The sequence below is a fragment of the Bradyrhizobium liaoningense genome, from assembly GCF_018130825.1.
GTDB classification, from domain to species: domain Bacteria; phylum Pseudomonadota; class Alphaproteobacteria; order Rhizobiales; family Xanthobacteraceae; genus Bradyrhizobium; species Bradyrhizobium liaoningense_B.
In genome coordinates, this window is the sequence record NZ_JAFCJS010000001.1 from 1086209 (window position 1) to 1112554 (window position 26346).

The window sequence follows — 26346 nt, forward strand, 5'->3', positions numbered from 1 at the left end:
CTCCTGCCATGATGGCAAATTTGCCTGCCGATAGTCTTGTTGAATTGGAAGACGCGGTCGCAACTTGCCCGCCGGAGCGTTGCACGCGCGTTCTCGAAGGCATCACCCACCTGCTTACCACGAACCGCGATCACCCCCAGCAGATGCTGATCGGTGTGGTCGATGGTGTCCTGCTACGCCTGACGGAACGGGTCGCGGTTGACGCACTGATGCAGCTCAGCAAGGCGCTCGCTGAACTGAGCGTGGCGCCGCAGGGGACACTGCTGCGGCTGGCCTTGCACGAGGATCCGGACGTCGCTTGTCCGATCCTGCTCGAATCGCAGGCACTTTCCGCGCCCGATCTCGTTGCTATTGCGAGCTCGCGCGGCGAACGGCAGCAACGCGCGATCTGCGCCCGCGACAGCATCCCGCCTGATGTGACCGAGGCGCTGATCAGGCACGGTGGCCGGCCGGTTTATCCCGCGCTGATCAAGAACCCGGGGACGAAATTCTCCGATGCGGCCTATGCCGCACTGATCGCCGGGGCCGGGCAGGATGACGAAATTATCAAGGCGCTGGCGCTCAGGCCTGATACCCCCGACCTCATCGTCAGGAAGTTGTTGTCCGCTCCCGCCGGCAAGACGCTGCCCGACAAGACACCACCGGCCAAGCCCGACGCTTCCGCCGTGCCGCCGACGCACGATGCGGCATCCGGTCCGACAACACCCGCTCTACCCTGTGCGGCGGCCTATGCGAACGCAAGGCCGGAGATCGTCGCCCTCGCCCGGGTCGGCAAGCTCAACGACTCCACCGTGAACCGCTTTGCGATCCGCGGAGAGACTGCAAATCTGGTCACCGCGCTGTCGGTACTCTCGGGGGCTCCGATCGAGATCATCGAGCACGTCATGACCGACGAGAATTGCGAGGGCCTGGTCATGGCCTGCCGTGCCTCGCGGCTGAACTGGGCGACCACGCTCGCGATCCTCAGCAGCCGCAGCGGCGTTCGAATCTCTTTCGCACAGCGCGAACGCGCGCAGCTCATCTTTGAAACACTGCTCTTGTCGACCAGCCAATGGACGGTGCGCTGGGGAGAAATCGCAGCAGGGGCAGGCTCAAGCGATCCGGGACATCGCAGCGCAAAAGTGGGGGTTAGCCGATGAGGTTCGACGGTCGAAAGGCGTCTCGCGTGAAGATGGATCACCGGCAGCCCGTCAACCTGATGGGCTCGGACGGCACCTGGCGGCGCAGCTGCGTTCTGCTCGACGTGTCGCAGACCGGCGCGAAAGTCGAGGTCGAGGGTACGCTCGACGTGCTGCAGGCGAAGGAATTCTTCATGGTGCTGTCGTCGACGGGGCTCGCCTATCGGCGCTGCGAGCTGGTGTGGATCGACGGCTCCACGGCCGGCGTTCACTTCATCACTGCAGACGGCAAGAAGAGAACTGCAAGCGCATCGGCAGCCACCGCGCCGGGCTCGTCCCAAACCAGATGATCCGAGACTCCGTTCCACGCATTGAAGTCCAGTGGCGTAACTCTAGGTCAGACCGTGAGAGCGCGCGAACGATCCCAAGACCCGCCGTCAAGAGCGACGGCGGTGTCCGGGCGGCAGAGACGGCGCGCCCACTCGTCCAGGTGCTGGCCGACACGTCCGGCAAGCTATCCGGCATCCGCTCGATCCTTGAAGAGAAGTTCACTGTCGCGGGCGAACGCCTCGACGCCGATGCCAAGCTCGCGCAGGTGCCTTACGCGATCGTCGTCCGCGCGGAGTTGCGCGACGTCGACAACATCACGGCCATCAAGAAGCGCGCCGGCAAGCTGGCAAAGGCCAGGAAGCGCGTCTTCCTGCTCGAGCACAGTTCTCACGTCGGCATTTCGCAAGCCTATGCGCTCGGGGCCACGCTCGTGCTTCCCGGCACGATCAACCGGATCAAATTGCTGGCGGCGCTGTCCGATCATGCCGCGCCGGTGACCGCCTCACCGGGCGGCGAAGCGCAGCAGGTCGACGCGGTCGAGACCGCAGCGACCGCCATCGCCTCGATGTTCACGTCCGTCACCCTTGGCCAGCCGCTCGACGTCGACGGCACCAGGGAAGCCGGGCGCCAGATTGCCGATCGCATTATCGAGCATGGCCTGTCCGAGTGGTTGACGACGGTACGCCGCCACCACGAGGGAACCTATCAGCACTGCCTGCTGGTGACCGGCGTCACCATCGACTTCGGTCTCAGCCTCGGCGTGGGTAAAGCCGATCTGGAGCGCCTCTACTCGGCCGCGATGTTTCACGACATCGGCAAGGCCCAGATCCCGCTCGCCATTCTCGACAAGCCGGGTCGTCTCGATGCCGAAGAGCGCGCTCTGATCGAAACGCACCCGGCGGCGGGCTATGGGTTCTTGAAGGACCACGAGGGAATTTCGCCCGAGATCCTCGATGCCGTGCTGCATCATCACGAATATCTCGACGGCAGCGGCTATCCGGACGGGCTGTGCGCCGAAAGCATCGGCGATATCGTGCGAATTCTCACCATCTCGGACATCTTCGCGGCGCTCATCGAGCACCGCCACTACAAACCGACGATGCCGCGCGCAGAGGCCTACAACATTCTCTGCGGGATGAATGGCAAGCTGGAGAACGCGCTAGTCGCCTCGTTCAAGCAGGTCGCCCTCACGCGGTAAACGCCGCCCTTCCCCTCGAACACCTGCCCTAGTGGGTGGCGCGGTATTTGGCGCGGCGGGGAATCGAATTGCAGGCCAGACCCTCGGCCAGCAGCTTCATGTCCTCGCGTTTGCCGCTCCGGATCAACCGCCCGAACTCGTCGGATGTGAAAGGAAGATTGGGATCGTCATCGATTGGACGCCGCACTCGCGGGCCGAACAACCGTCGCACCAGGCTAGCCAGCCGCCGCATATCAATTCCCTCGCGCCAGCAACAAACCTTTCAGTCCGGATATTGTTCCTCCCGCACGTTCGAGATTGCAAGAGTTTGCTGACGACTCCGCACCAAAAAAATTTTTGCCGGAGAACAATCTCCTCTTTGCCGTGCTAATCGGCAAAACCCACGTAACGCACGAACTCGTCGTTGTGTTCGCGGTCCGAGCGAACCCCGTTCGCGGCAAAGCTGTCGTCGGGATAACCCATCGCGACGCAAGTCATGATGACCTCGTCCTCCGGGATATCAGCGACCTCCCGCACGATGTCGGAGCGCATGATGCCCTGCCCGTTGATGACCGAGCCGAGGCCGCGGTCCCAGGCTGCGAGCACGATGCCGTAGCAGAGCGCGCCGAGATCGAAATGGCAGACCGCGCCGGGATCGAGCACGCGGTCATAGGTCAAGACCAGCGAGACCGGCGCGTCGAACTGGCGGAAGCCGCGCAGCACCCAGTCCTGGCGCATCGGCTTGTCGTCACGTGCGATCCCCATCGCGCCGAATAGCTTCTTGGCGACGTCGACCTGCCGCGTGCGATGCACGCCCTGATACTCGCCGTGGCTGACGATGTCGCGCTTGACCTTGGCACCGCCGACCATCTCCTCCATGTTGCGGCGGCGTACTTCTTCGAGCGGCGCGCCCGTGAGCACGTGAACGTGCCAGGGCTGGGTGTTCATCGACGACGGCGCGCGCTTGGCGCTCTCGATGATCGCCTCGATCACCGCGCGCGGCACCGACTCGTTCCTGAAACCGCGCACGCTGCGGCGCGACTGGACCAGCGTCTCGAATTCCACTCCTTGGCCTCCCTGCCCGTTCATCCCCGCAGCATCACAACACGTGGCCGGTTGCCGATGCGGCGCGCAAAATCTATGCTAACCCGCAAGCAAGACCAAGAACCCTGTGAGGACCTCATGCCCGCGCCGCTCGATCCCGTCATCGCCCAGATCATCCCGCTCATGCCGATGCGCGATCCCGCGGTCATGACGCCACAGAGCGCCCGCGATTCCTTGCGCGCACTGGCTGCTTCGCGCGCCGCCATCCCGCCGCCGCCGATCGACACTGTCGCCGATATCAAGGTGAAGGGCGGCGCCGGCCCGCTCGATGCGCGTGTCTATCGGGTCGGCATGACGCCCGCTCCCACCGTGGTGTTCTTCCATGGCGGCGGCTGGGTCGCGGGCGATCTCGAGACCCATGACCGGCAGGCGCGCAATCTCGCGATCGAGACCGGCGCGGTCGTCGTCTCCGTCGACTATCGCCGTCCGCCGGAAACGCGCTTTCCCGGCGCCTTCGAGGATGCCTTTGCCGCGGTGCGCGACGTGTTTGGCCGTGTCGCGGAATTTGGCGGCGACACAAAACGCTTCGGCGTTGCTGGCGACAGCGCCGGCGGCAATCTCGCAGCCACCACCGCGATCGCCTGCCGCGATGCCGGCATCAGGCTCGCTGCGCAACTCTTGGTCTATCCCGTGACCGACGTGGTCGGCGGTTACGCCGATGCGGGCGAGAACGTGCGCTTTCCCTCACGCACCGAGAATGCCGAGGGCTACTTCCTGACGCGCGCCACGATGGAGTGGTTCTGCGGGCATTATCTCGCCGATGCCGCTCACGCGACCGACTGGCGCGTCTCGCCGCTGCGCGCCGCATCGCTCAAAGGCCTCGCGCCGGCGGTCGTCACCACCGCCTGGTTCGATCCCCTGCGCGACGAGGGCGCCGCCTATGCGCGGGCGCTCGAGGCCGCCGGCGTGCGCGTCAAACACCACGAGGGGCCCGGACTGATCCATGGCTATTTCGGCATGGGCGACGCCTCGGACGTCGCGCGCGCCGAAGCGCGGCGCGCGCGGGCCGACTTCAAGGCATTGCTCACGCGCGGCGTATAAGGGCCAGCTAGACGCGGCGCGCCCGCTGCGCCGCCGTGTGCCCCCAGGCCTCGTCCCAGTCCTGGCCGGCGGCATCGACCACGCGGCCGTCGGCTTCGAAGAACTTGTTCGGCACCTGGAAGATCGCGAGGATCAGCGCGCCGTCCGGGCACCAGGCGGCGTGCCGGCTGCCCGCCTCGCGCCAGATGAATTCGCCGGCCTTGCAGGCGATGCCCTGGGCGAGCCCTTCCTTGTCGACAAGCGCGCCTTCGATGACATAGCTCTGCTCGATGCCGACATGCTCGTGATCGGGCAGCACCGATCCCGGTGCGAACCGCATCAGGGCGGTCATCAGGCCGGTGCCGCGATCGAACAGCAAGGTCTTGGCCTCGCAGCCGGGAAAGCGCGTCTTCTGCCATTCCATGGCCTGCGGCTGAACCAGATGGGAATGCTGGTCGGCGGACTGCGGGCTCGACACGGCGTCCATGGCAACGCTCCGTTCCTGCTGTAATGAGATGAGCCTAGCAGGTCCGCGCCGCCCGGTCTGCGCGCAGTGCAGCAAGCATCCGCGCGAATCCCAAGGCAGCACGCCGTACGCGTCAAGACGAGATGCATTCATCGCGCGCCGGAAAATATCCGCAACGTCGACCTGCCGCGGCCCGATCCTGCTTGATTGCGCCACGATTCCAGTCTCCAATTCACGCGCCATCTTTTTGGTTTAGGGAGACACCCATGATGAAGCGGATTTTCCTGGCTGCGATCGTTGCCACCTTTGCAGCGGGCTCGGCCTTCGCAGAGGACACCTGCGAAAGCAAGGCGGTCGGCAAGGACGGCAAGCCGCTGGCCGGCGCCGCCAAGACCTCGTTCCTGAAGAAGTGCAAGGCCGACGCCTGCACGCCCAAGGCCGTCAGCGCCGACGGCAAGCCGCTCGCCGGCGCCGCCAAGAACAGCTTCATGAAGAAGTGCGAAGTCAGCGCGTAAGGGCGCTGCGATGCCTATGCACCTCGCCCCGCAAGCGGGGCGAGGTGCAGAGCGTCACTCCCGCCTGAACCGATAATCGAACGCCCCATCCAGCGGCTTGATCAGACCTACCGTCGGCGCCGGAAAATGGATCGGCAGGATCAGCGTGTCCGTATCCGCGACGGAGGCAAAGAACTTTCGCCGCGACACCGCCGACTGCTTCGGATCCCAATCCGGCCGCGCCGACCAGTCCGGCTCGCGGCACTGGATCTGGTGATGCATGAGATCGCCGGCGACCACCGCGCGCTGGCCCTTTGAAAAGATATTCACGCAGCAATGACAGGGCGAATGCCCCGGTGTCGGCGTCAGCGTGACGGTATCATCCAGCGCGTAATCGTCATCCACCAGCAGCGCCTGCCCGGCCTCGACGATCGGCAGGCAATTGTCGCGGAAGACCGTGCCGGGCGGGTTGTTACCTTTGGCGTTCTCGGCCTCCCAGGCCGCATATTCGCCCTTGTGAAAGACGTATTTGGCGTTCGGGAACGTCGGCACCCAGCGGCCGTCGCGCAAGGTCGTGTTCCAGCCGGTGTGGTCGATGTGCAGATGGGTGCAGAACACGTAGTCGATCTGCTCGAAGCCGATGCCGAGCGCGAACAGTTCGTTGCGCCAGCGCTCCTTGCCGGGAAAATCGAACGGTGGCGGATGGCCCTTGTGCTCGCCGGTGCAGGTGTCGACCAAAATGGTATAGCGCGGCGTGCGCACGACGAAGGTCTGGTAGGTGATCACCATCATGCCGCGCGCGGCATCGAACACCTCCGGCTCCATCGTCGGCAGATGACGCTTGAATACGCCGTCGTCATAAGCCGGAAAAAAATCTTGCGGTCGCCGCCAAGGCCCTTCCCGCTCGATCACCGCATCGATGGTGATGTCGCCGATCCTGAGCTGTTTCACGCGTCCCCTCCAGATTTTCTCAAGCGTAGCGAACGAGTTCGCGGCGTACAAGACGCGTGAGCGCGTGCTTGCACCGGCGAGTTCCCATCACTGACTCGACAGGGCGTTGAGTTGGACTCTCGCGACGACCCTCACGCAGCGACGCACATGCGTCGCTCTAGCGTCACACGCGCGTCGTCAGCCACGCTCGATAATCTTCGTGTCATTTCAGATTAAGCGCGCACAGGTTGCGCAACAAATACATGGGGCGTTCACGTGAAAAAGCTCTTCTCCCTGATCTCTTCGTTATCGCTCGCCGCAACGCTGACTGGCGTTGCAGTGGCGGCACACGCCGATCAGGATGACAACGGCCGCGGTTTCGACAATGCCCGCGATCGGGGCCATCACCACGGCCGCAGATCGCCGGTGGTCCTCATCTCGCTCGACGGGGCAAAGCCCGATTTCATCCAGCAATTCATCGACGAAGGCGTGCTGCCGCGCGACGGCGGGCTGGCGCGGCTGAGCCGCCATGGTGCCGTGGCGCTGCAGAACATCACGGCTTCGCCCTCGCTCACCGCGGTCTCCCATATCGAGATCGCGACCGGCTCGACCGCCGTTCACAACGACATTCCCTCCAACACCTTCCAGGCCATCGTCGGCCCGATCACATCGAGCCTCAGCGGCTTTGCGGCGCCGATCGGCGGCTATCGCGAGAGCCCGCTTGGGCCCTCGCCGCAGCCGACCGCGGCGCCGCTCTGGGTGCAACTGCGCCAGCAGGGAAAGAAGGTGGTCACCGCGACCTGGCCGGGCGGCGACGGCGCCGACATCTCGATCAACGGCACCGTGGTGCAGCCGGCCCAGCCGATCCGCGTCACCGACTACACCGTGCCGTTCGGCGCGTTCGGCGGGCTCAGCGCGCAGGGCTTTTCCCTGACCCAGGCGAACTTCGCGCCCGATCCGGCGGTGGCCGCGGCGCTCCAGGCGGCCGGCCGCTTCTCGTTCAGCCCGGTGCTGGCAACACCGACGCCGATCGAGACCTTCTCGTGCGCATCAGTGCAGACCGCGACCTGCACCAGCGCGGCCACGCAGGACCTCAAATACGCGATCCGGGTTGCGGCGCTCGACACCACCAACGACAACAAGGTCAACTACGACACCCTCGTGTTCTTCGACGCCACGCGCGGCATCACGGCCGGGCCGTTCAAGCCGCCGGCGACCGGACCTGCCTATGCGAAGTTCGGCGGCGAGAACGCGCCGTTCTTCTTCGAGGGCAGCGGAGCCAGGGTCGGCGCCGCCTATTTCGTCTCGCAGCTCGCGCCCGATCTGTCGGTGGTGCGCTTTGCCCGCTACGGCGCCAATTACATCCCGCGCAACGCGGCCGTGCTGGCCGACGTCGACGACATCAACAACAGCATCGGGTTCTGGCGCCCGCAGGCCGACTTCCGCATTCCGGAGCGGCTCAGCCCGGGCTTCACCGACTTCCCCGACATCGAGATCGAGGCGATGTACGAAGACATGGTCAAGACCTTCGTGCGCTACCAGGCCGATATCGGCGAGCGCGCGATCAAGAACCATCCCGATGCCGATCTGGTGATGATCTATATCGAGCAACCGGACGGCTCCGAGCATCAGTTCCTGCTCACCGATCCGCGCCAGGGCACCAATCCGAAGGACCCGAGCTCGATCGGCGCCGGCCAGGACGCCGCCAAGGTCGCCCGCTACAAGTCGTACATCCGCTTCGCCTATCAGACCGCCGAAAAGGCGGTGAAGCAGATCATCGAGGCGGCGGGGCCGGACAGCAACATCATCGTGGTGTCGGACCACGGCTTCGCACCGTTCCACACCTCGGTCAGCATGACCAACATCCTGAAGAATGCCGGCATCGACACCAGCAAGGTGGCGATCCGCACCTCGGGTCCGGCGGTCAATATCTACGTCAACCTGCAGCAGCGCGAACAGGGCGGCACCGTCGATCCCGCGACCTACACAGCGCTGGTGACGCAGATCACCGACGCCGTGAAAAACGCAGCCGATCCAAATCCAAAATTCAACTTCTCGCTCGAGGGCGGACGCCTCTTCACCGTGGTCGAGACCCGTCCGCTCCAATGCGAAGCCGGGATCGGGCAATGCACCAGCAAGACCATCGGCCAGGATTTCGGCGATGTGTTCGCGCTGATGGCGCCGGGCTACAATTTCGACGGCATCCAAAACCCCGGCGTCGCCCGGCTCGGCGATGCGCCGTTCAACGCGGCAACGACCACGCTGTCGATGCCGAATTTCTACGGCGCCCACGGCCACGATCCAAAACTGCCGGTGATGAGCGCGACCTTCATCGCCGCCGGCCCGCAAATCCGCAACAACACGACGATCCGCCGCATGCGCAATCTCGACGTGGCCCCGACCATCATGCAACTCCTGGGCGTCAGGCCGCACCAGGTCGACGGCGAGGTGCTGCGCGAGATTTTACGCTGACGACCGAGGCCGAGCGGATGGGCGCCGATCAGCGCCCATCCCTGAGCAATCCTGTTCGCGGCGGGAGCTAGTTCTTCACCGTAGACCACATTGCAAAGCTGCCGCGCGGTAAATATGCACCGAGCCGATGCGAGCAAATCGGCGAAACACAACCGCTGAGGCGGATCGCACGAATTTACGTATTTATGTATGATTTAATTCACAGCGCATTTCCGGTTTGGCTGTAAAATGCCACTGCGCAACGCGGTGGCTCTCAGGCCTTCCGCTTTGCGGTCGAGTTGATTTGTGGCTCTATGCAGATAGGGCTGAAAAGGCCGCCAGGATCAGGCCCACCACCCGCTTCGGGGAGCGCGTTTCCCATGTTCGCGGACACGACCACCGTGCCTCGTCTGACATGGCGCTCACCGGAAGGGAGGTTCGTTGTATATGATTTGGGGGCCGCGTCATTCAGCAAGATGTCGGCGCGCGCGCAAGCGGGCGTTGACGTTGTTTGGAGCACGAGGTGCCCGGTGCGCGCTGTCAATAGCGTCACGTTCTGCTATCCTGCCCCCGTTCTGCAAAGCAGCGGGGCGGGCAAGGTGAACCATCCGGGGATCGATGTTGCAGATGCCCCGCCATCGCGGCGCGTGCTTGCGATTCTGGCCGCCGACGTCGTGGGCTATGCTCGCCTGACCGAGGTGGCGGAGGAAGCCACCCACATCCGCCTGCGAGCGCTTCGTTTCGGCGTCATCAACCCGTGCATCGTCTCCTTCCGCGGCAGAATCGTGAAGAATACGGGGGACGGCTTTCTCGCCTCCTTCGATTCCTCCCTTGATGCTGCGCGCTGTGCGGTCGCCTTGCAGGCCGAAGTCGCGGCGGCACAGACCCGGGAAGGATTCGACCGGAAAATACAGTTTCGAATGGGTCTGAACGTTGCGCAGACCATCGTCGAATCCGAGGACATCTTCGGAAAGGGCGTCAACATCGCGGCGAGGCTCGAGCAGTCGGCGCCGGCCGGCGGCGTGGTGCTTTCGGACGAGATGTTTCAGCAGATCAAGGACCGCATCGAGGTACCGGTCCAGGACCTGGGCGTCCTCCGGCTCAAGCACCTTGCACGCCCCGTTCACGCTTACTCTCTCCTGCTGCCGGAGGCCGAACGCTTGCCGTCGAGCGGTGGCCGCAAGGCGAGCCGCCAGGCCAAGGTGCCCTACATCGCGGTCCTGCCGTTTCGTACCCAGGGAGCGAACCCGGTCGACGATTACTTCGGCGATGGGACGGCCGACGAGATCGTCGTGGCGCTTCAGAGCCTCCGCGGGCTGTTCGTCATCTCGAGCATGTCCACGTCGCCCTATCGCAGCGGACCGATCGACAGCCAGAGGATCGGCCAGGAGCTCGGCGTCCGATACGTCCTGAGCGGCAGCATCCGGCGCGCCGACAAGCGGCTTCGCATTGGCGTGGAATTGAAGGACGTCGAAGCCGGGATCGTGCTCTGGGCGGATCATTATGATGGCGACGTCTCCGAACTGTTCGAATTTCAGAGCCGCATTGCGACGCGCATCGTATGGAGCATCGCTCCCCAGGTCCGCGAGGCAGAGCTGAAGCGCGCGCTGCAGAAGCGCTCGGACAATCTCAATGCCTACGAGCTGCTCATGAAGGCGATCGACTTCATGTATCGCATGAACTTCTTCGACTTCGGCCGGGCGGGCGAGCTGTTGCAGGCCGCGATCGCTTCGGATCCGAGCTATGCTACGCCCTATGCCTATGCAGCGCTCTGGCACATCCACAATGTCGCGCAAGGCTGGGGCGCCGAAGGCGGACCCGATGCGGCGGAAGCGGCGCGCCTTGCCACCGCGGCGGTCGATCGTGCGCCGGCGGACGGCTTCGCGCTGGCCGTTCTCGGACACGCCAAGGCGCTGTTGTTCAAGGACTACGACGCGGCGCTCGACCTCTTTGACAGAGCGTTGAGCGCGTCGCCCGGAAATGCTATGGCTTGGACCCTTAGCAGTGGCGTGTACGGCTACCTTGAGGAGGGCCAATCAGCGATCACGCGCGCTGAACAGGGATTGCGTCTGTCGCCGGCCGATACACAGGCATATTTCTACCTGATGTTCCTCGGCCAAGCGCATTACATCAATGGCAATTACGACGAGGCGGTCGTGTGGGCCCGCAAGACCGCAGCTCTGAACGGACGGCTGTCCGCCAATCTGCGTGTGCTGGCAGCCGCCTATATTGCGAAGGGCCAGAACGAGGAGGCCCGGAGCGTCACCAAGATGATTCTGGACATCCAACCTCGATTCAAGCTTTCGGCTTATCGCGAGCGTTGCCCCTTCAAGATAGGTTTGCGGGAACGCTTCATCGAACATTTGCGAGAGGCAGGCTTGCCGGATTGAACCCATGCTGCATTTGCAGCGAACCACAGGAGGATCCCGTCATGGGGGGCAATTGGTTCGGAGGCAACTGGTTTGGTGGCAATTGGTTCGGAGGAAACTGGTCAGGCGGCTCGGGCGGCGGCGGTGGATCGCCCGTGTTCGCAATGCGGGCCGATCGGCCGCTTGCCGAGATCGCCATCACGCGGGACTACAGCGCCAAGTTTCGAGACGCGGAATGGGATCCGGATCTGCGCGCCATCGCAATCCTGCCGGAATTTCTGTCGCAGACCATCGACAAAAAGCAATGGCAGGCGGCAGTCGCGCTGCCGCCGCCGACCTACCCCGTCACTGCGAAGATGATCGACGAGGTCCTGATGCTGGCTGTCGCGGAGCGGCCGGAAGCGCTTGGCGAGATCGTGGAGGAGAACCAGAACTTTCAGCTGCGCTGGCTGCAGCTTCTCAACATCAGCGCCACGTCCCACCCGCACACGTTCCTGCTGATGAAGATCATGGCCCGGGTCGGCGAATTCGCGATGGTCGAGCTCAAGCTCCAATATCCGAACCCGGCTGGTGCCGGCCCACCGCCCTATTGGTACCAGCCGCGACCAAGCCAGGTCTGCCCGACGCTGTATCCGCCGGTCCAGGTCCCGGGGCACCCGGCCTATCCGGCCGGACACGCGCTGATCGGCACGCTCACCTCCGAATGCCTGGCCGACCTGCTGCCTCAATACAAGGAGGCGTTGCGCGCATTGGCCGCGCGGGTCGGGATGAACCGGGTGATCGCGGGATTGCACTATCGCGAGGACATCGACGCCGGCGCCAGGGCCGCGGTCGCCCTGAAACCCTATCTGACGGCTTGCCCGTTCTACGTGGCCACGCTCAAACTCGCGAAGACCGAATGGCAGTGAGACCACGCGCAACCTGACCACGGCAGCGGAGGCAGCCATGACGCCCTGGGAATTGCGCACCGGCTATGTGCGGGTGCTGATGCAGCGTAATCAGAACCGCGTCTTCGTCCAGGCGGCGAACGACCTGCTCAAGGGCGATAGTCCGGTTGGCACGATGCGCGATTACGTCCACGAGAATGCGGCGTCCGACTTTTTGGTCGACGGCGAGTTCGGCGCCTTGCCGATCTGGGATGGCGCCGATCAGCGACCTGCAGTCTCGATCAACGACAAGGGCGAGAACGCGTCCTCACTCCTCGCGCTCGATAAATCGAAGAAATTCCTGATCCGCGCCTACGTTGCTCCCGAAAGCCTCGCCAAGCCGGGCTTCAACAATGGCGAGCCGGTGTGGTTGGATCCCGACGTGCGCGGCCAGCTTGCTTTACCCCCTGCCAACAAGGCCACGGGCAATACCGAGACGGTTCGGCAGGATCTCAACACCGCGACGCTGCAGCACAACGGCCTCTACGGTGCGGGTGTTGCCGTCGCTATCGTTGATACCGGGATCTGCAAGTCACATCTTGCGACGCGGTTCGGCTTCGACCCGGACCTGAATGTCGGCAATTCGTGGACGCCACCGACCGTGGCGACGAAGCCGGGGCTCCATCGCATCGGACACGGAACGATGTGCGCCTATGGCGTGCTCGCGGTGGCCCCGAACGTGACGCTGCTCGATTATCCCTTGCTGCTCGGGCGTCCGGCCGGGGAGCACACCGTCAGTGCGACGATCGGGGAAATGATGCGCGGCTACTTGATCCTGATCTGGCGCTGGGCGGTCACTGGAGCCATTCCGCAGAGTTCGCTCGTGGTCAACAATAGCTGGGGCATCTTCCATCCGAGCCTCGACGACTTTCCGCCCGGTGATCCCAGGCGCTACATCGACAATCCCGACCACCCCTTCAGGCTGTACATCTGGTTGCTCACGGCATTCGGAGCCGACGTGGTTTTTGCCGCCGGTAACTGCGGCGACGGCTGCCCCAATGCCGTGTGTCTGCAGCGGACGGAGGGAATGATCATGGGCGCCAACGCCTATGACGAAGTGCTGACGATCGCCGGCTGCGACATTCGCGACGTGCGCGTCTGTTATTCCTCGCAAGGACCGTCCATCGCGGGCCTGTCGCCGCAGAAGCCGGACATCACCGCCTATACGCAGTTTCTCGGCTCGAAGGTCCAGCGCGGCCCGCGCGGCTTCGAGCCGGATACGGGAACGTCGACGTCATGCGGCGTCGCATCCGGCTGCATCGCGGCGCTGCGAACCCTGCGGCCGCCGATGGCGACGGATCCGGCAACCATGATTGCGGTCTTGAAGGCGACGGCGCGGCCCCAGGGCAGCGCAGTGCCGAACTACGATTACGGCTACGGCATCGTCCGGCCGGTGGCGGCGGGGCTAAGCCTCGGCATCATTCACTGAAGCACGCACATCGAGCGAGTTTATTGCAACTCTCTCGATTTGGTTGTAGCCCGGATGAAGCGAAGCGCAATCCGGGAAACTCTCGCATGGTTCGCTATCGGCGAAATTTGATACCCGGCGGCGCCTACTTCTTCACCGCGACGCTGGACGATCGGAGATCGTCCGCGTTGATCGACCACGTCGGGCAGCTGCGCGCGGCATTTAGGACGGCCCGGACCGAAAAACCGTTCACGATCGACACGATCGTGATCCTGCCCGACCATCTCCACGTCATCATGACGTTGCCCGAAAATGACTCGGACTTCTCCGGTCGATGGCGACGCATCAAGAGCCTGTTCACGCACCGGCTGGTCACTTCCGGCGTACCAGTCGCTCGCAATCATCGCGGCGAGTTCGGCCTGTAGCAGCGACGATTTTGGGAGCACACCATTCGCGACGACGCGGATTTCGAACGATGCGCCGACTATATCCATTTCAATCCCGTCAGGCACGGCCTCGTCGCGTCACCGATCGACTGGCCCTACTCTTCGCTCCATCGCTACATTCGTGCCGGCATCCTGCCCGCCGATTGGGGTGGCAACGGCAAGATCACCGGCAATTTCGGTGAACGCGGAGAGTGATCCCGGATTACGCTTGCGCTCCATCCGGGCTACGGATCCCGTCGGCGCTCTTGTAGCCCGGATGAAGCGCAGCGCAATCCGGGGTCAGACCGTCCGCATCGAACGACCGCGTGGCAGGAATCCCGGATTGCGCTGCGCTCCATCCGGGCTACAGGCCACCCCTACGACCGCAACCCCGGCGCTTCCTGCCCGGTGCGCGCGACATATTCCGTATAGCCGCCGCCATACTGGTGGATGCCCTCCGGCGTCAGCTCCAGCACGCGGTTCGACAGCGTCGCCAGGAAGTGGCGGTCGTGCGAGACGAACAGCATGGTGCCCTCGAAATCAGCGAGCGCGGTGATCAGCATCTCCTTGGTGGCGAGGTCGAGATGGTTGGTGGGCTCGTCCAGCACCAGGAAGTTCGGCGGGTCGAACAGCATCTTGGCCATCACCAGGCGCGCCTTCTCGCCGCCCGACAGCACCCGGCAGCGCTTCTCGACGTCGTCGCCGGAGAAGCCGAAGCAGCCGGCAAGCGCGCGCAAGGAGCCCTGCCCCGCGGTCGGAAACTGGTCTTCCAGCGACTGGAACACGGTGCGCTCGCCGTCGAGCAGGTCCATCGCGTGCTGGGCGAAATAGCCCATCTTGACGCTGCCGCCTAACGCCACCGTGCCCTCGTCCGGCTCGCTCGCGCCGGCAATCAGCTTGAGCAGCGTCGACTTGCCGGCGCCGTTGACGCCCATCACGCACCAGCGCTCCCTGCGGCGGATCATGAAGTCGAGGCCGTCATAGATGCGCTTGGCGCCATAGCCCTTGTAAACGTTCTTCAGCGCCACAACGTCCTCGCCCGAGCGCGGCGCCGGCGGGAAGTCGAACGCGACGCTCTGGCGCCGGCGCGGCGGCTCGACCCGCTCGATCTTGTCGAGCTTCTTCACCCGGCTCTGCACCTGCGCCGCATGCGAGGCGCGCGCCTTGAAGCGCTCGATGAACTTGATCTCCTTGGCGAGCATGGCCTGCTGGCGCTCGAACTGGGCCTGCTGCTGCTTCTCGTTCTGCGCGCGCTGCTGCTCGTAGAATTCGTAGTCGCCGGTGTAGGTGGTGAGCGAGCCGCTGTCGATCTCGATCACCTTGGAGATCACGCGGTTGATGAACTCGCGGTCGTGCGAGGTCATCAGCAGCGTGCCTTCGTAGTCGTGCAGGAATTTCTCCAGCCAGATCAGGCTTTCGAGATCGAGATGGTTGCTCGGCTCGTCGAGCAGCATGACATCGGGGCGCATCAGGAGAATACGCGCCAGCGCCACGCGCATCTTCCAGCCGCCCGAGAGCTTGCCGACGTCGCCGTCCATCATCTCCTGGCTGAAGCCAAGGCCGGACAGCGCTTCGCGCGCACGACCGTCGAGCGCATAGCCGTCCAGCTCCTCGAACCGGTGCTGCACCTCGCCGTAGCGCGCGATGATCTCGTCCATCTGATCGGCCTTGTCAGGATCGGCCATATCTGCCTCGAGCTCGCGCAGCTCGGCCGCGACCTCGCTGACGGGACCCGCGCCATTCATCACCTCGGCCACGGCGCTGTGGCCAGACATCTCGCCGACGTCCTGGTTGAAATAGCCGATGGTGATGCCGCGATCGGTCGAGACCTGCCCCTCGTCCGGCAGCTCCTCGCCGGCGATCATGCGGAACAGCGTGGTCTTGCCGGCGCCGTTCGGGCCGACAAGGCCGATCTTCTCGCCCTTGTTGAGGGCCGCGGAGGCTTCGATGAACAGGATCTGGTGGCCGGCTTGCTTGCTGACGTTGTCGAGGCGGATCATGGGGTCTTTTGGGGGATTTTTGCGTTGCAGCGTCATAGGCCATACGGCCCGCCAGGGGAAGCCCGGCGGGGTACGGATTCCGCTATCCCCAACCGCGCGTAGCGGTAGTTCCGCGCCGCGCCCCCGCGCCGGAGCCGTCACGCTCCGAACGCCGCAACGCCCGCCGCGGCGGCCTGCGCATCCTGGGTTGACTGCATGCCCGAGACGCCGATGGCTCCGATCACCCTGCCGTCGCGCAGGATTGGAAGGCCGCCCTCCAGAGGCGTCAGGTTGGTCATGCCCAGCAATCGCCAGTGAAGGCCGCCGTCCGCCAGCGCGGATTCGGACGCCCCGGTCGGCCGCCTGAAATCGACGGCGGTCTTCGCCTTCTGCTGCGCGACGAGCACACTGCCATGCTGCGCCTGATCGAGACGGTACAGCAGGATATATTATCTCACTTTTCGGAAGAATGACGTTGGCCTCGCTTGCAGACTACGCGGTATTTCTGGCTGTCCTCGACGAGAGAAGCCTGACGTCCGCCGCGACGCGTCTTGGCAGATCGCTGCAATCGGTGAGCCGTTCGCTTGCGCGTCTCGAAGACGACCTTGGCGTGGAGCTCGTATCGCGAACGACGCGGCGCCTAAATCCAACACAAGCGGGCCTCGAATTTGCCGATCGCATCCGCCTCGCGCTGACAACCATCGACGCCGCGCGTGAAGACCTGCTCGCCAGCAACCGGCGGCTTGCCGGCACCATCCGCGTCGGCACATCGAGCCTGTTCGGCCCCGAATATGTGACGCCCGTGCTGAGCCAATTCCTGACGCGGAATCCGGAGATCGACCTCGAACTCGTCCTGTCCGATGAGCGTGTCGATCTCGTCGCCGAGAAGCTCGATTTTGCCGTTCGCATCGGCCATCTGCCGGACTCGAACTTGCGGGTTCGCCGCCTCGGTGGACTGAGCTGGGCCGTGTTCGCTTCGCCGGTCTATCTCGCGGCCCATGGTCGGCCCGAGCATCCGGAAGAACTGTCCCGGCATGAATGCGTGTTGCGAGCCGGCGACGATGACAGATGGGCCTTCGGCGGCGACAGGCAGCATATCGAAGTCCATGGTCGCATTCGGTCGGAAAGCGCCGCGGCACGCAACGCGGCCGTCGCGTCCGGCTTTGGCATAGGGATCGCCCCGCTTTGGCAGGTCCGCAAGCTCATCGATCAAGGCATCGTCGAGCAGATCCTTGTCGGCCACGAGCCGCCACCCATCCCGCTCCAGATCGTCTGGCCCAAGCGAGGGGCCGGCGCGATGCCTCGGCGGGTCCGCACCGCCATCGAATTCGTCGTGGCGCGGCTGTCCGCCCAGCGGATATGATGACAGTCACGCGCCCGTCAGGCGGAGGCCTTACCAGGCAGAAAATACGAAAAGCGCGATCGCGACCGGAACGAAAATCGCCAAAGCCAACAATTGCCCTTTTGCGAAATCGTGAAGATTGACCGGGTCAACAGGAAAGAGACCAAGGCAACAATTCGCATAATAGAACGAGTTCTGATCTTCATCCGCCGAGTCCGCAGATGGAGCTTCGTCGCCCGCCGCATCACGAACGAGAGATGTTTGTGGCTGCCGCTGAGGTCCCTCGATCATCGCGATTCTCCTCCAGCCTGCAAACTTGAGAGGCGCGCCGAAGTCAAAGAGTGATGCCGTGGTCTGCTATCGTGACCTCCCGCAGTGCGGGTCGTCTAGCGTCGTCCGCTTGCAAATCCGTATTCGACTTCCAGCTCGATGGGTCCACCGGCATCGCCGAGTTCGCGGCGGAGCTTCTCGCGCACGGCGCGGCGGGCGGCCGCCGGCAGGAATATGAAGGCTTGCCCGGCCGATCCTGCGCCTCGCTCGACCGGTTCGAAATAGGTGTCGAACGAAGGCAGCGTGAAAACCCTGGCTTGCAGAGTGATCTCCACATCCCGGAAATTTGCGTCCTCAAAAAAGCGATCTTAATTTCATCTCATCACCGAGCGCAAATACGCGAGCGGCGGCCTCCGCCAGCGATGGCAGGTAGCGGGCAACCGCATGGTTGATGCGCGTATTATAGGATCGTTCCGGCACCGTGCTGACTGAAACAGCGGTGCGCCCGCCGCGACGAAGGACCCGATGGAATTCGGCGACGCCGCGCTGCGGGTCGGCGATCCTGGCGGAAAGGACGACGATGCGGGTCACCGGCATGCAGAGCGTCGATCGCGATGCCGACATCAGGAGCAGCGAAGAGCTCGTGACCCGTGCACTCGTCGCCGACCCGAATTCCTATCATGCACGTCATGCCAAGGCGCGCCTCCTCGTCGCGCAAGGCTGCGCCGAGGAGGCGCTGATCGAGGCGGAGCGGAGCCTGCGGCTGAATCCCGGCTTCATTCCGAGCTATCTTGTGCTCTGCCAGGCGAACCTCATGCTTGGGTTGGCCACGAATGCCATTGAACATGCGCGAAGGGTGAAGCGGCTGAGCCCGCCTGATCCCTACCTCTACGTATTCCACACTCAGGAGGGACTGGCGCAGATCATGCTGGGCGAGGACGATCTCGCGGTCGCCTGTCTTCGTCAGGCAGTGGCGAACAATCCGGAATTCCCGGCCGCGTCGGGCTACCTCGTTGCCGCCCTTGCGCTCAATGGAAACACCATGGAAGCGCGTGAGCAATTGGCGCGTTACCTTGCGCTACCGGACACGCGCATCAATACCGTCGCAGGCTGGCGGCGCATGGCTTATTCGCAGCACCCCGCCTATTTGGCTCTTCGGGACCGAATCTACAGCGGCCTGCAAGAGGCCGGAATGCCAACCGGCTGATCCGGCAGTTAATTCGGTGCCAAGAGCCGCCCTCTGCGAAATGCAGTTTGTTCCCTCTCGGCTCCGGGGGTATCCCCGAAACGGTATCAGCGCCGAGATCCTGATGCTAGATTTCCCGGGTCATACCGAACGGGAGGACGATATGCCTGATAGCGTCTACAAGGTCATAGAACTGGTCGGTACCAGCAGCGACTCATGGGAGAAAGCGGCCGCCAATGCGGTCGAGCAAGCTGCAAAATCTCTCCGGGATCTTCGCGTTGCAGAGGTCGTCAAGCTCGATATGCAACTGGATGACAAGGGAAAAGTTGAGGCCTATCGCGCCAAGATCAACGTATCGTTCAAGTTCGAGGGCTCCTGAACCTCAGCACCTCGCCCCCGCTTGCGGGGGCGAGGATGGCTGATTGGAAAGGGCGCGTTGCGCGGCCCGCCCCACCGGGCGGTGTGATCCATCCCGAAGTAGGCCCTAGTCCGACTAGGGCCTATGTGATGTCGTCGAATTTCGGACTCGCGCGTTGTAGCGAACGGAATGCGTCTCATTCATCCGCCCATGGTCATCGCACAGAGTGATCCTTTGGGCGGTTCAATCGCGTACCGTCCGATTCTTAAGTGCGCTACCTGGTTGGGTAGCAGAATGGTCGCAGGAGAAGCCGATCATGACTGACGATCAGGTCAATCTCGTCGTTCAGCACCTTTGCGAGCAATTGCACCTGGCGCTCCGATTGAAGAACAGCGAGGCACATCCACCAAATGCCAAGGATATTGGATTTGATGCTGCCTCTGTGAGAACTGTACTGCTGACCGGGTTGCGTTCGGCGGATGTCACGATCCGCCACGAGGCAGCCGGGGCGAGCGAAGAGCCGCCGTGGTCCTGAACGCAAAACGCGGGGCCTGCTTCACGTCGGGAAGCGGACATCCGACGTATATGAGTACATGTCCTACGCCCGCCGCATCAGCTTGAGCGAAGCCGCAAGGCGCAGGCTGCGCTTGCCGGCGAGCGCGATGCCTTCGAGCTCGCCGCTGTCTTCCGTACAGGTCCCGGAGAAACCGATCCCGACCTCATAGCCGCCGAACACGGGGTTCTCGCCCTTCGCCGGCGTGTGCTCCTGGTTCAGCATCTCGCCCTTCCAGCGGCCGTCCGCCGAGGAATAGGAGCCGAGATAGTAGAAGAACGCATCGCCGCCGAGGATGCGGCCGTCGATCAGCAGCATCACGCCGGAGAGCCCGGCCTCGACCCCGTCGAGCGCGCGCAGGCTCATCCCATAGAGCCCGTTGGCGATGCCGCCCGGCCCGATCGCGCCGCGCGGCGGCAGCGCCCCGTCGTCGAGCCGCGTCATGTTGGCCCAGAAATGAGCGCCCGGCATCGTGTTCGCACCGCCCTGAAGACGTATCTCGTTGCCGTACAACCGGCCGCGCGCCCCGATCGAGGCGACGTCGGCCCCCATCAGCGGCTTATAGGTGGGATCGAGGTTATGCCGCTCGGTGATCACTTCGGCGCTGATCTCGCCGTCACGCTCCACATAGGTGCCAAGATGCGCAAAGCCCGAATTGCCGCCCAGCATCTTGCCGTCATGCAGGCACATGATGCTGCGGCCGAACGCATCGTTGACGCCGTATTCAACCTTGTAGAGTCCGTCCAGCAATGCAATTCGCCCGCAAAATCAAAAGGAATCGCGGGTTACCTAGCATTGCTGCCGCCCCGGTTCCACCCGGCTTTTCCGCGCAGGCCCCTTAGAGACCTCGCTCTGCCATGTTGCCATTATGCCCCTGTTTTGCCCGACGGGTCAAACAGATTTCGTAAAATCAGCAGAACGGGATTTCGGCGTGATTTCAGTGCCCCGGCTACTGTGCATGGGGTTGTTTTTCGACTTTTTGTTTTGGCGGGCCTTCCCGGCGCCTCAGTGACGCTTGAAGTACTGCACCTCGCGCTCGTGCTTCTCGGCCGCCGCACGGCTCCTGAACGTGCCGAGGTTGCGGCGCTTGCCGGTCTTCGGATTTACCTTGCGTGAATAGAGGCGATATTCGCCGGATGCCAGCTTGCGGATCATGATCGGGCCTCCCGCTTGTCGGGGTTCAACGACCGGTGCTGGAGCTGGTTCCTGCTTGAGAGGCCTTTCGAACCCGCCGGAGCAAGCGCGCGACCAAGGGGCATGAACCAGACAGAGCCATCACCCGAAGAGCAGATCGCCGAATTCGTCACAAGCGCGGCGAAGCAGCCGCTGCTCGATGCCGCCTTCGAACTCTGGCGCTGGCGCTACCGATTGAATTCGATCGAAGGGCGTCCGACCGCCGAAGAGGTTCGCATCAATCGCACCCTCACCCCGCAGCAGATGACCGCGAAATATCGCTACGACCGCGACCATGCCCATGAGGGGCCGATGTTCGGCTACGTGAAGCGCGCCCATCCGCGTGCCGACGATGAAGCGATCCGGCAGGCCATCATCACCGCCGTCAAGTTCGAGGGCGCGACTGAAGCGCACTTCAAATGGGACGGCGATTTCTGGGCCTGCATCGTGCGCGCCGTGGCGCAGGCCGCCGCCGAGTATCCCGATTTTCTCGAGACGACCTATCGCGACGCTCGCAACAATCTCGCCTACTACATGAAGTGAGCTGCGTGCCACGTTGTCGGGCATTCTCACCTCTCCCTTCGGGAGATGTGAGTCAGAAGCACAGCGTGGTGACGAGCTTGCCCTGCTTGTCCTTGATCGCATACGGGCAGCGAATGCGCTCCAGCGCCTTCTTGGCGTCCTCATCGCCGAGCGCTGCCGCGCGCTCGTAATAGGCCTTTGCGGCGTCCTTGTCCTTGGGCCCGCCGCGGCCTTCCTGGGCGAAGGCACCCATCCGCTCGAGCGCGCCGGGATGATTTTGCGCCGCCGCCTTCTCGAACAGCGCGCGCGCCGCGACGTCGTCCTTTGCGCCGCCATCGCCTTCAGACAGCATCAGGCCGAGCTGGTACTGCGCCTCCGCATTGGTCTCGGCGGCCTTGCCCAGCAGCGCGCGGGCCTGCGCGGGATCGGCCGGCGCGGCGCCACCTGCGCTGCCGATCGCGGCGAGGTTGCTGACGCCGCGGGGATTGCCGGCCTGCGCTGCCTTCTCGAACAACTTTCGCGCTTGTGCCTCGTCTTTGGCGACGCCTGCGCCGGTGCCGTAGAGCACGCCAAGCTCGACCATCGCCGCGCTCGATCCCTTGTCGGCCGCCCTGCGCCAGGCCGCGATCGCCTCCGCCGTCTGCCGATTGGCTGCATAGGCGCGTCCCAGCGCGAACATCGCGCGGCGCGATGATGGCGCGGCCTGCTTGCAGAACTTGATCGCGGTCGCGACGTCGGACGCAGCGATCTCCGCAACGCCCTTCACGTCGGCCGGCTTGTCGGGATCGCTGGGATCGGCCGCAACGCGGTCGCACAGGACGAGATCGGCCGATTGCGCATGCGCCGCGAGAGACGCGGCGAGCGCGAAGATGATGGCAAGCAGATGAGTTCGCATGGACGACACGTTGCGTCCCCGCCCCGGCAAATTCAAGGCTCGAGACCGGATTGGCGGAGGACAGGTACGACCTCCGGCGAGGCCAGGTAGCGGAGCAGCCGATCGGCCGCGACGGCATTGTTCGCGCGCGCCATGCAGCCGGCGGAAAAGACGGCCGGTGTCTGCAAATCATGCGGGATCGGGCCGACCACCTCGATGCCGCCGACCTGCTTCAGCTCGCTGATCTGCTGCACGGCAAGATCGGCCTCGCCGCTGACGAGCCGCTCCGCCGTAAAACCCTGCTCGACGATGGTTGCCCTGGCGTTGATCTCGGCCGCGATGCCCATCCGCACGATCAGCTGGGCGAAGTACACGCCGCTCGCGCCCAGCCGCGAATAGGCAACGGACCGCGCCGCGAGCAGCGTCTGGCGCAGACCGGCTTCGGTGCCGATATCAGGATGCGGCTGCCCTGCCCGCACGGCAATGCCGACATAGGAGCGCGCCAGATCGGCCGCGCTTTCCGCAACCACGCGGCCCTCGCCGATCATCTCGTCGAGCCCCTCGCGCGTGAGGATCACGAGATCGGCGGGCTCGCCGCCGCGCAGTCGCTTGAGCAGGGCCAGGGTCGGCGCAAAGTCCGCATCGACATGAATGCCGCTGGCGGTCTCGAAGGCAGAGGACAGGCTGCGCATCGCGCCCGCCAGGCCGAGCGTCGAGAGCATGCGAACGTTTTCCATGTGCAATTCCTGTAGCGTTCAGGCGCGGTGCATCAGCTTGAGCGCGGCCGTCAGGCGAAGGCTGCGCTTGCCGGCAAGCGCCGTCGCCTCCAGCAGAGCCTGCTCGCCATCATATGAGCCGGAAAAGCCGATGCCGACCTCATGGCCGCCGAAGATCGGATCGTCCTTGGCCGGCGTGTGCTCCTGGTTGAGGATCTGGCCCTTCCAGCGGCCTTTCGCGGCGGTGTAGCTGCCGAGATAGTAGAACGCCGCATCGCCGCCGAGGATGCGGCCCTGGTTGAGCAGGATCACGCCGGTGAGGCCGCCGTCGATGCCATCGAGCATGCGCAGATGCACCGAGTAGAGACCATCGGCGATACCGCCTTCGCCGAGGCCGCCCGCGATCGGCACCTCGTCCTCGGTGATCGGCGTCATCACCGACTGGAACGGCACGCCCGGCAGCTCTTTCAGCTCACCCTTGAAGCGATAGAGATCGCCATCGGCCCAGCCCTTCGCCAGCAGGGTCGCATCATCGGTGCCGGCCATGGCGCGGTAGTTCGGGTCGGGGTTGTGGCGAACCGTCTTGATCACGACGTCGACGCCCGCGTCGGTCTTCTCGTAGGTGCCGATATGGGCGAAGGCCGAATTGCCGCCGAGCATCTTGCCGTTGCCGGCATGCATGACGCTCCGGCCGACGGCGTCGCCGAGCTGAAACCGCACCTTGTAGAAACCCTCAAACACCAGCCGTGTCCCCGGCCCCAGCGCGCATCCAGGGGTACTGTATCCCGCTTTCGACGGCGGCGGACAAGTTTCGCGTGGCACAGCCCCGCACGTCACGGGATTGCTGTCATCAGAATGCAAAAATCCGCCGGAGCCTTGCAGCTCCGGCGGATTGAGCGCCAACCCGGGCCAGCCCCCCAAGCCCGGGCCGGGAGATCTTAGGCCGCGGCCTTCTTGTCGGTCGGCACGGACGAGATCGTCTTCAGGATCTGCGAAGCGATCTGGTAGGGGTCGCCTTGCGAGTTCGGACGGCGGTCTTCCAGATAGCCCTTGTAGCCGTTGTTGACGAAGGAGTGCGGAACGCGGATCGAAGCGCCGCGATCGGCAACGCCGTAGCTGAACTTGTTCCACGGCGCGGTCTCGTGCTTGCCGGTCAGACGCTTGTCGTTGTCCGGGCCGTAGACGGCGATGTGGTCCATCAGGTTCTTGTCGAAGGCAGCCATGAGCGCCTCGAAGTACTCCTTGCCGCCGACCGTACGCATGTACTCGGTGGAGAAGTTGGCGTGCATGCCCGAGCCGTTCCAGTCGGTGTCGCCGAGCGGCTTGCAGTGGAATTCGATGTCGATGCCGTACTTCTCGGTGAGGCGCAGCATCAGGTAGCGGGCCATCCACATTTCGTCAGCGGCCTTCTTGGAGCCCTTGCCGAAGATCTGGAATTCCCACTGGCCCTTCGCGACTTCCGCGTTGATGCCTTCATGGTTGATGCCGGCAGCGAGGCAGAGGTCGAGATGCTCTTCGACGATCTTGCGGGCGACGTCGCCGACGTTCGAGTAGCCGACGCCGGTGTAGTACGGGCCCTGCGGAGCCGGATAGCCGGCCTCGGGGAAGCCGAGCGGGCGGCCGTTCTTGTAGAAGAAGTATTCCTGCTCGAAGCCGAACCAGGCGCCGGCGTCGTCGAGGATGGTGGCGCGCTTGTTGGAGGCGTGCGGGGTCTTGCCATCGGGCATCATGACTTCGCACATCACGAGCACGCCGTTGGTGCGCGCGCCGTCCGGGAAGACGGCGACCGGCTTCAGCACGCAATCGGAGCTGTGGCCTTCGGCCTGCTGGGTGGAGGAGCCATCGAAGCCCCAGAGCGGAAGCTGCTCGAGCGTCGGGAACGACGCGAATTCCTTGATCTGAGTTTTGCCGCGCAAGTTCGGAGTCGGCGTATATCCGTCGAGCCAAATGTACTCGAGCTTATACTTGGTCATTGAGCCTCTCTGTAGATGATGCGAAAGGTTGGGGGCCCTGGGGCCCCCGCACGTTTGTACCCGGCCATCATCGGCCGGCGCTTTACAAGCATTTAACGTGCCAAAAGGCCGCAGTACCGGGGGTGTTCCACGGCAGCCGGCCCCTCCCCGACACCGGCAAACCATCCACAGCGGCCTGCGTCATAGCCGCGCACCTTCGCGTGAAGATGCACCGCAAAAATCCCGCGAAAAACGCCTGATTCTGGAGCAGCAACCAGGGTGCCCGAACTTGCCGATGAAACGCGCATCAACGTCGAGTAATTTTCGCAAAGCATTCCGCCCCTGCCTAGCAACCTTTGGAATGGCCTAGGCGTTAGTCATCTGCACGGTGCCTTGGGGGATGCAGACGGCTGCCTGCCTACAAAATAGGCCGCAACTGATCTCCTTTTCAGCACTTTCCAATTCGGGATGCGCGGCCGATATGGGGATTCCAGTAACCACAATCGAACGAGTCGGGCGCACCATGGAGGCCAAGGCGCTTCGACCAAGGAGAATCGCAATGATGAACAATGGTCTGAGTCACGGATCTGCAAAGATCTACCAATTCCCTGTCGGGGGCCGCGCGGCTCTCGCCGGACGCCGCTATGGCGAGACCCGCTTCCCCGCCGATCAGGCTTCGCTTCCCGCGAACGTCTCGATCTGCAGCGACAGCTGGTACCACCAGGACGCGGTCGACGAAGCCAAGCCCAAATGGGAACGCTAATGCCAGCTGCTGGTTTGAAAGCGCCGGGCTCTCGCAAGCAGCCGGTAGCAGTTTAAAAAAGGGTCGAAACAACGGTGTTTCGGCCCTTTTTGATTCGTGTTGGCCCCCCAGCTAGATCCCGGGCTTTTCGATCACCGCGCAGGCCGTGACCGGCCGCTTCAGATGCTTGACCGTGGTCGTTCCGGTCTTGCCGATAACAAGCGTGATCCCTGCCCCCGAATAGCGCGCGCCCGAGACCGACAGCCGCTTGGCGAGCGTGACGGGTTCGCCGTCGATCTGGAGGAAGGCGCGCTTGTCGTAGTCATAAAATCCCACGATGAACTGGGTACCATCGGCGCAGCGATAGGTCCGGAAGGTCTGCGCATCGGCCTGCCGCGCACTGAGAATTCCGACCGCCAGCGTGGTGATCGTCAAAACAATGGCCTTGTGCCGGCCCATGA

General features: G+C 63.9%; 31 protein-coding genes and 1 pseudogene. 16 read left to right on the forward strand and 16 right to left on the reverse strand.

Annotated elements, in window-relative coordinates:
• The first annotated feature begins 8 nt into the window (after nucleotides 1-8).
• From JQ603_RS05260 to JQ603_RS05270, 3 genes are read left to right on the forward strand one after another with little or no spacing between them, the layout of a single operon-like run.
• Nucleotides 9-1139 (forward strand): DUF2336 domain-containing protein, encoded by a 1131-nt coding sequence (locus JQ603_RS05260; protein WP_212337074.1) that lies wholly within the window; start codon nucleotides 9-11, stop codon nucleotides 1137-1139.
• Nucleotides 1136-1468 carry a PilZ domain-containing protein gene (locus JQ603_RS05265; RefSeq protein ID WP_212337076.1) on the forward strand — a complete coding sequence of 111 codons (333 nt, stop codon included), beginning with the start codon at nucleotides 1136-1138 and terminating at the stop codon, nucleotides 1466-1468. The genes JQ603_RS05260 and JQ603_RS05265 overlap by 4 nt, the downstream gene beginning before the upstream one ends.
• Nucleotides 1465-2646, forward strand: coding sequence for an HD-GYP domain-containing protein (locus JQ603_RS05270; protein WP_212338211.1), 1182 nt, complete (start codon nucleotides 1465-1467; stop codon nucleotides 2644-2646). Before JQ603_RS05265 ends, JQ603_RS05270 begins: the two co-directional genes overlap by 4 nt.
• Before the next feature lie 28 nt (nucleotides 2647-2674).
• On the opposite strand, the gene JQ603_RS05275 is transcribed toward JQ603_RS05270, so the two are convergent.
• Both JQ603_RS05275 and JQ603_RS05280 read right to left on the reverse strand, forming a co-directional pair.
• Nucleotides 2675-2878 carry a hypothetical protein gene (locus JQ603_RS05275; RefSeq protein WP_212337078.1) on the reverse strand — a complete coding sequence of 68 codons (204 nt, stop codon included), beginning with the start codon at nucleotides 2876-2878 and terminating at the stop codon, nucleotides 2675-2677.
• A 134-nt stretch (nucleotides 2879-3012) separates the two neighbouring features.
• Nucleotides 3013-3690: a nitroreductase gene (locus JQ603_RS05280; protein ID WP_212337080.1), complete on the reverse strand. Its 678-nt coding sequence runs from the start codon at nucleotides 3688-3690 to the stop codon at nucleotides 3013-3015.
• A 117-nt stretch (nucleotides 3691-3807) separates the two neighbouring features.
• Here JQ603_RS05280 and JQ603_RS05285 point away from each other — a divergent pair, with 117 nt between their 5' ends.
• Nucleotides 3808-4770, forward strand: a complete 963-nt coding sequence (locus JQ603_RS05285) for an alpha/beta hydrolase (protein WP_212337081.1) — start codon at nucleotides 3808-3810, stop codon at nucleotides 4768-4770.
• Nucleotides 4771-4777: 7 nt separating this feature from the next.
• Here the strand turns inward: JQ603_RS05285 and JQ603_RS05290 are convergent, their stop codons facing one another.
• Complete coding sequence (locus tag JQ603_RS05290) at nucleotides 4778-5236, reverse strand: cupin domain-containing protein (RefSeq protein ID WP_212337083.1); 459 nt, start codon at nucleotides 5234-5236, stop codon at nucleotides 4778-4780.
• Between the two features lie 245 nt (nucleotides 5237-5481).
• Here JQ603_RS05290 and JQ603_RS05295 point away from each other — a divergent pair, with 245 nt between their 5' ends.
• Nucleotides 5482-5730, forward strand: a complete 249-nt coding sequence (locus tag JQ603_RS05295; protein ID WP_097660813.1) for a hypothetical protein — start codon at nucleotides 5482-5484, stop codon at nucleotides 5728-5730.
• Nucleotides 5731-5784: 54 nt separating this feature from the next.
• Here JQ603_RS05295 and JQ603_RS05300 read toward each other — a convergent pair whose 3' ends face one another.
• Nucleotides 5785-6660, reverse strand: a complete 876-nt coding sequence (locus tag JQ603_RS05300) for an MBL fold metallo-hydrolase (protein WP_212337085.1) — start codon at nucleotides 6658-6660, stop codon at nucleotides 5785-5787.
• A gap of 255 nt (nucleotides 6661-6915) precedes the next feature.
• Here JQ603_RS05300 and JQ603_RS05305 point away from each other — a divergent pair, with 255 nt between their 5' ends.
• The 5 genes and pseudogenes from JQ603_RS05305 (at nucleotide 6916) to JQ603_RS37935 (ending at nucleotide 14434) form a co-directional block, all read left to right on the forward strand.
• Entirely contained in the window at nucleotides 6916-9111 is a 2196-nt protein-coding gene (locus JQ603_RS05305) for an alkaline phosphatase family protein (protein ID WP_212337087.1), read from the forward strand.
• A 509-nt stretch (nucleotides 9112-9620) separates the two neighbouring features.
• On the forward strand, nucleotides 9621-11480 hold the full coding sequence (locus JQ603_RS05310) for an adenylate/guanylate cyclase domain-containing protein (protein ID WP_271583420.1): 1860 nt from the start codon (nucleotides 9621-9623) through the stop codon (nucleotides 11478-11480).
• Between the two features lie 41 nt (nucleotides 11481-11521).
• A complete protein-coding gene (locus JQ603_RS05315; protein ID WP_245003379.1) occupies nucleotides 11522-12367 on the forward strand; it encodes a PA-phosphatase in 846 nt (281 codons plus the stop codon).
• A gap of 37 nt (nucleotides 12368-12404) precedes the next feature.
• Nucleotides 12405-13814 (forward strand): S8 family serine peptidase, encoded by a 1410-nt coding sequence (locus JQ603_RS05320; protein WP_212337089.1) that lies wholly within the window; start codon nucleotides 12405-12407, stop codon nucleotides 13812-13814.
• Between the two features lie 86 nt (nucleotides 13815-13900).
• Nucleotides 13901-14434: pseudogene (locus tag JQ603_RS37935) on the forward strand (REP-associated tyrosine transposase).
• 161 nt (nucleotides 14435-14595) lie between these two features.
• Here the strand turns inward: JQ603_RS37935 and JQ603_RS05330 are convergent.
• Both JQ603_RS05330 and JQ603_RS05335 read right to left on the reverse strand, forming a co-directional pair.
• Nucleotides 14596-16218: an ABC-F family ATP-binding cassette domain-containing protein gene (locus JQ603_RS05330; protein ID WP_212337093.1), complete on the reverse strand. Its 1623-nt coding sequence runs from the start codon at nucleotides 16216-16218 to the stop codon at nucleotides 14596-14598.
• 137 nt (nucleotides 16219-16355) lie between these two features.
• Complete coding sequence (locus JQ603_RS05335; RefSeq protein ID WP_349630707.1) at nucleotides 16356-16643, reverse strand: GlcG/HbpS family heme-binding protein; 288 nt, start codon at nucleotides 16641-16643, stop codon at nucleotides 16356-16358.
• A 23-nt stretch (nucleotides 16644-16666) separates the two neighbouring features.
• Between JQ603_RS05335 and JQ603_RS05340 the strand changes: the two genes are divergently transcribed.
• Entirely contained in the window at nucleotides 16667-17560 is an 894-nt protein-coding gene (locus tag JQ603_RS05340; RefSeq protein WP_212337094.1) for a LysR family transcriptional regulator, read from the forward strand.
• A 30-nt stretch (nucleotides 17561-17590) separates the two neighbouring features.
• Here JQ603_RS05340 and JQ603_RS05345 read toward each other — a convergent pair whose 3' ends face one another.
• The 3 genes from JQ603_RS05345 to JQ603_RS05355 form a co-directional block, all read right to left on the reverse strand.
• On the reverse strand, nucleotides 17591-17830 hold the full coding sequence (locus JQ603_RS05345; protein ID WP_212337096.1) for a hypothetical protein: 240 nt from the start codon (nucleotides 17828-17830) through the stop codon (nucleotides 17591-17593).
• Nucleotides 17831-17925: 95 nt separating this feature from the next.
• Entirely contained in the window at nucleotides 17926-18144 is a 219-nt protein-coding gene (locus tag JQ603_RS05350; RefSeq protein WP_212337098.1) for a hypothetical protein, read from the reverse strand.
• Between the two features lie 19 nt (nucleotides 18145-18163).
• The gene (locus JQ603_RS05355; RefSeq protein ID WP_212337100.1) at nucleotides 18164-18406 is read right to left on the reverse strand and encodes a hypothetical protein; all 243 of its coding nucleotides are present in this window, start codon (nucleotides 18404-18406) and stop codon (nucleotides 18164-18166) included.
• On the opposite strand from JQ603_RS05355, the gene JQ603_RS05360 reads away from it, so the two are divergent.
• The 3 genes from JQ603_RS05360 to JQ603_RS05370 all read left to right on the forward strand — a co-directional run bounded on the left by JQ603_RS05360 (nucleotide 18390) and on the right by JQ603_RS05370 (nucleotide 19888).
• Nucleotides 18390-19016 (forward strand): tetratricopeptide repeat protein, encoded by a 627-nt coding sequence (locus tag JQ603_RS05360; protein ID WP_212337102.1) that lies wholly within the window; start codon nucleotides 18390-18392, stop codon nucleotides 19014-19016. The two genes, JQ603_RS05355 and JQ603_RS05360, sit on opposite strands and share 17 nt — an antisense overlap.
• 142 nt (nucleotides 19017-19158) lie before the next feature.
• Nucleotides 19159-19374: a dodecin family protein gene (locus tag JQ603_RS05365; RefSeq protein ID WP_212337104.1), complete on the forward strand. Its 216-nt coding sequence runs from the start codon at nucleotides 19159-19161 to the stop codon at nucleotides 19372-19374.
• A 295-nt stretch (nucleotides 19375-19669) separates the two neighbouring features.
• Nucleotides 19670-19888, forward strand: a complete 219-nt coding sequence (locus JQ603_RS05370; protein ID WP_143109132.1) for a hypothetical protein — start codon at nucleotides 19670-19672, stop codon at nucleotides 19886-19888.
• A gap of 63 nt (nucleotides 19889-19951) precedes the next feature.
• On the opposite strand, the gene JQ603_RS05375 is transcribed toward JQ603_RS05370, so the two are convergent.
• Both JQ603_RS05375 and JQ603_RS05380 read right to left on the reverse strand, forming a co-directional pair.
• A complete protein-coding gene (locus JQ603_RS05375; RefSeq protein WP_212337106.1) occupies nucleotides 19952-20656 on the reverse strand; it encodes a hypothetical protein in 705 nt (234 codons plus the stop codon).
• A gap of 255 nt (nucleotides 20657-20911) precedes the next feature.
• Nucleotides 20912-21061 carry a hypothetical protein gene (locus tag JQ603_RS05380; RefSeq protein ID WP_007591825.1) on the reverse strand — a complete coding sequence of 50 codons (150 nt, stop codon included), beginning with the start codon at nucleotides 21059-21061 and terminating at the stop codon, nucleotides 20912-20914.
• Between the two features lie 102 nt (nucleotides 21062-21163).
• On the opposite strand from JQ603_RS05380, the gene JQ603_RS05385 reads away from it, so the two are divergent.
• Entirely contained in the window at nucleotides 21164-21622 is a 459-nt protein-coding gene (locus tag JQ603_RS05385; RefSeq protein WP_212337108.1) for a hypothetical protein, read from the forward strand.
• A gap of 52 nt (nucleotides 21623-21674) precedes the next feature.
• On the opposite strand, the gene JQ603_RS05390 is transcribed toward JQ603_RS05385, so the two are convergent.
• The 4 genes from JQ603_RS05390 to JQ603_RS05405 all read right to left on the reverse strand — a co-directional run bounded on the left by JQ603_RS05390 (nucleotide 21675) and on the right by JQ603_RS05405 (nucleotide 25164).
• On the reverse strand, nucleotides 21675-22496 hold the full coding sequence (locus tag JQ603_RS05390) for a tetratricopeptide repeat protein (protein ID WP_212337110.1): 822 nt from the start codon (nucleotides 22494-22496) through the stop codon (nucleotides 21675-21677).
• Nucleotides 22497-22528: 32 nt separating this feature from the next.
• A complete protein-coding gene (locus tag JQ603_RS05395) occupies nucleotides 22529-23212 on the reverse strand; it encodes a substrate-binding domain-containing protein (RefSeq protein ID WP_212337112.1) in 684 nt (227 codons plus the stop codon).
• Nucleotides 23213-23230: 18 nt separating this feature from the next.
• A complete protein-coding gene (locus tag JQ603_RS05400; protein ID WP_212337113.1) occupies nucleotides 23231-23932 on the reverse strand; it encodes a GrlR family regulatory protein in 702 nt (233 codons plus the stop codon).
• A 197-nt stretch (nucleotides 23933-24129) separates the two neighbouring features.
• Complete coding sequence (locus JQ603_RS05405; protein ID WP_212337115.1) at nucleotides 24130-25164, reverse strand: glutamine synthetase beta-grasp domain-containing protein; 1035 nt, start codon at nucleotides 25162-25164, stop codon at nucleotides 24130-24132.
• A gap of 538 nt (nucleotides 25165-25702) precedes the next feature.
• Here JQ603_RS05405 and JQ603_RS05410 point away from each other — a divergent pair.
• On the forward strand, nucleotides 25703-25906 hold the full coding sequence (locus JQ603_RS05410) for a DUF2735 domain-containing protein (protein ID WP_172788500.1): 204 nt from the start codon (nucleotides 25703-25705) through the stop codon (nucleotides 25904-25906).
• A 111-nt stretch (nucleotides 25907-26017) separates the two neighbouring features.
• Here JQ603_RS05410 and JQ603_RS05415 read toward each other — a convergent pair whose 3' ends face one another.
• Nucleotides 26018-26344, reverse strand: a complete 327-nt coding sequence (locus tag JQ603_RS05415; protein WP_212337117.1) for an MliC family protein — start codon at nucleotides 26342-26344, stop codon at nucleotides 26018-26020.
• Nucleotides 26345-26346 lie beyond the last annotated feature (2 nt).

Bases quoted from the DNA above. Each gene is read 5' to 3' on its own strand.
- JQ603_RS05270 (WP_212338211.1), top strand. From the start codon at position 1,465: ATGATCCGAGACTCCGTTCCACGCATTGAAGTCCAGTGGCGTAACTCT.
- JQ603_RS05340 (WP_212337094.1), top strand. From the start codon at position 16,667: ATGACGTTGGCCTCGCTTGCAGACTACGCGGTATTTCTGGCTGTCCTC.
- JQ603_RS05355 (WP_212337100.1), bottom strand. From the start codon at position 18,406: ATGCCGGTGACCCGCATCGTCGTCCTTTCCGCCAGGATCGCCGACCCG.
- JQ603_RS05415 (WP_212337117.1), bottom strand. From the start codon at position 26,344: ATGGGCCGGCACAAGGCCATTGTTTTGACGATCACCACGCTGGCGGTC.
- JQ603_RS05320 (WP_212337089.1), top strand. From the start codon at position 12,405: ATGACGCCCTGGGAATTGCGCACCGGCTATGTGCGGGTGCTGATGCAG.
- JQ603_RS05345 (WP_212337096.1), bottom strand. From the start codon at position 17,830: ATGATCGAGGGACCTCAGCGGCAGCCACAAACATCTCTCGTTCGTGAT.
- JQ603_RS05275 (WP_212337078.1), bottom strand. From the start codon at position 2,878: ATGCGGCGGCTGGCTAGCCTGGTGCGACGGTTGTTCGGCCCGCGAGTG.
- JQ603_RS05380 (WP_007591825.1), bottom strand. From the start codon at position 21,061: ATGATCCGCAAGCTGGCATCCGGCGAATATCGCCTCTATTCACGCAAG.
- JQ603_RS05260 (WP_212337074.1), top strand. From the start codon at position 9: ATGATGGCAAATTTGCCTGCCGATAGTCTTGTTGAATTGGAAGACGCG.
- JQ603_RS05285 (WP_212337081.1), top strand. From the start codon at position 3,808: ATGCCCGCGCCGCTCGATCCCGTCATCGCCCAGATCATCCCGCTCATG.
- JQ603_RS05395 (WP_212337112.1), bottom strand. From the start codon at position 23,212: ATGGAAAACGTTCGCATGCTCTCGACGCTCGGCCTGGCGGGCGCGATG.
- JQ603_RS05370 (WP_143109132.1), top strand. From the start codon at position 19,670: ATGACTGACGATCAGGTCAATCTCGTCGTTCAGCACCTTTGCGAGCAA.
- JQ603_RS05390 (WP_212337110.1), bottom strand. From the start codon at position 22,496: ATGCGAACTCATCTGCTTGCCATCATCTTCGCGCTCGCCGCGTCTCTC.
- JQ603_RS05365 (WP_212337104.1), top strand. From the start codon at position 19,159: ATGCCTGATAGCGTCTACAAGGTCATAGAACTGGTCGGTACCAGCAGC.
- JQ603_RS05290 (WP_212337083.1), bottom strand. From the start codon at position 5,236: ATGGACGCCGTGTCGAGCCCGCAGTCCGCCGACCAGCATTCCCATCTG.
- JQ603_RS05330 (WP_212337093.1), bottom strand. From the start codon at position 16,218: ATGATCCGCCTCGACAACGTCAGCAAGCAAGCCGGCCACCAGATCCTG.
- JQ603_RS05315 (WP_245003379.1), top strand. From the start codon at position 11,522: ATGGGGGGCAATTGGTTCGGAGGCAACTGGTTTGGTGGCAATTGGTTC.
- JQ603_RS05265 (WP_212337076.1), top strand. From the start codon at position 1,136: ATGAGGTTCGACGGTCGAAAGGCGTCTCGCGTGAAGATGGATCACCGG.
- JQ603_RS05295 (WP_097660813.1), top strand. From the start codon at position 5,482: ATGATGAAGCGGATTTTCCTGGCTGCGATCGTTGCCACCTTTGCAGCG.
- JQ603_RS05360 (WP_212337102.1), top strand. From the start codon at position 18,390: ATGCGGGTCACCGGCATGCAGAGCGTCGATCGCGATGCCGACATCAGG.
- JQ603_RS05405 (WP_212337115.1), bottom strand. From the start codon at position 25,164: ATGACCAAGTATAAGCTCGAGTACATTTGGCTCGACGGATATACGCCG.
- JQ603_RS05385 (WP_212337108.1), top strand. From the start codon at position 21,164: ATGAACCAGACAGAGCCATCACCCGAAGAGCAGATCGCCGAATTCGTC.
- JQ603_RS05410 (WP_172788500.1), top strand. From the start codon at position 25,703: ATGATGAACAATGGTCTGAGTCACGGATCTGCAAAGATCTACCAATTC.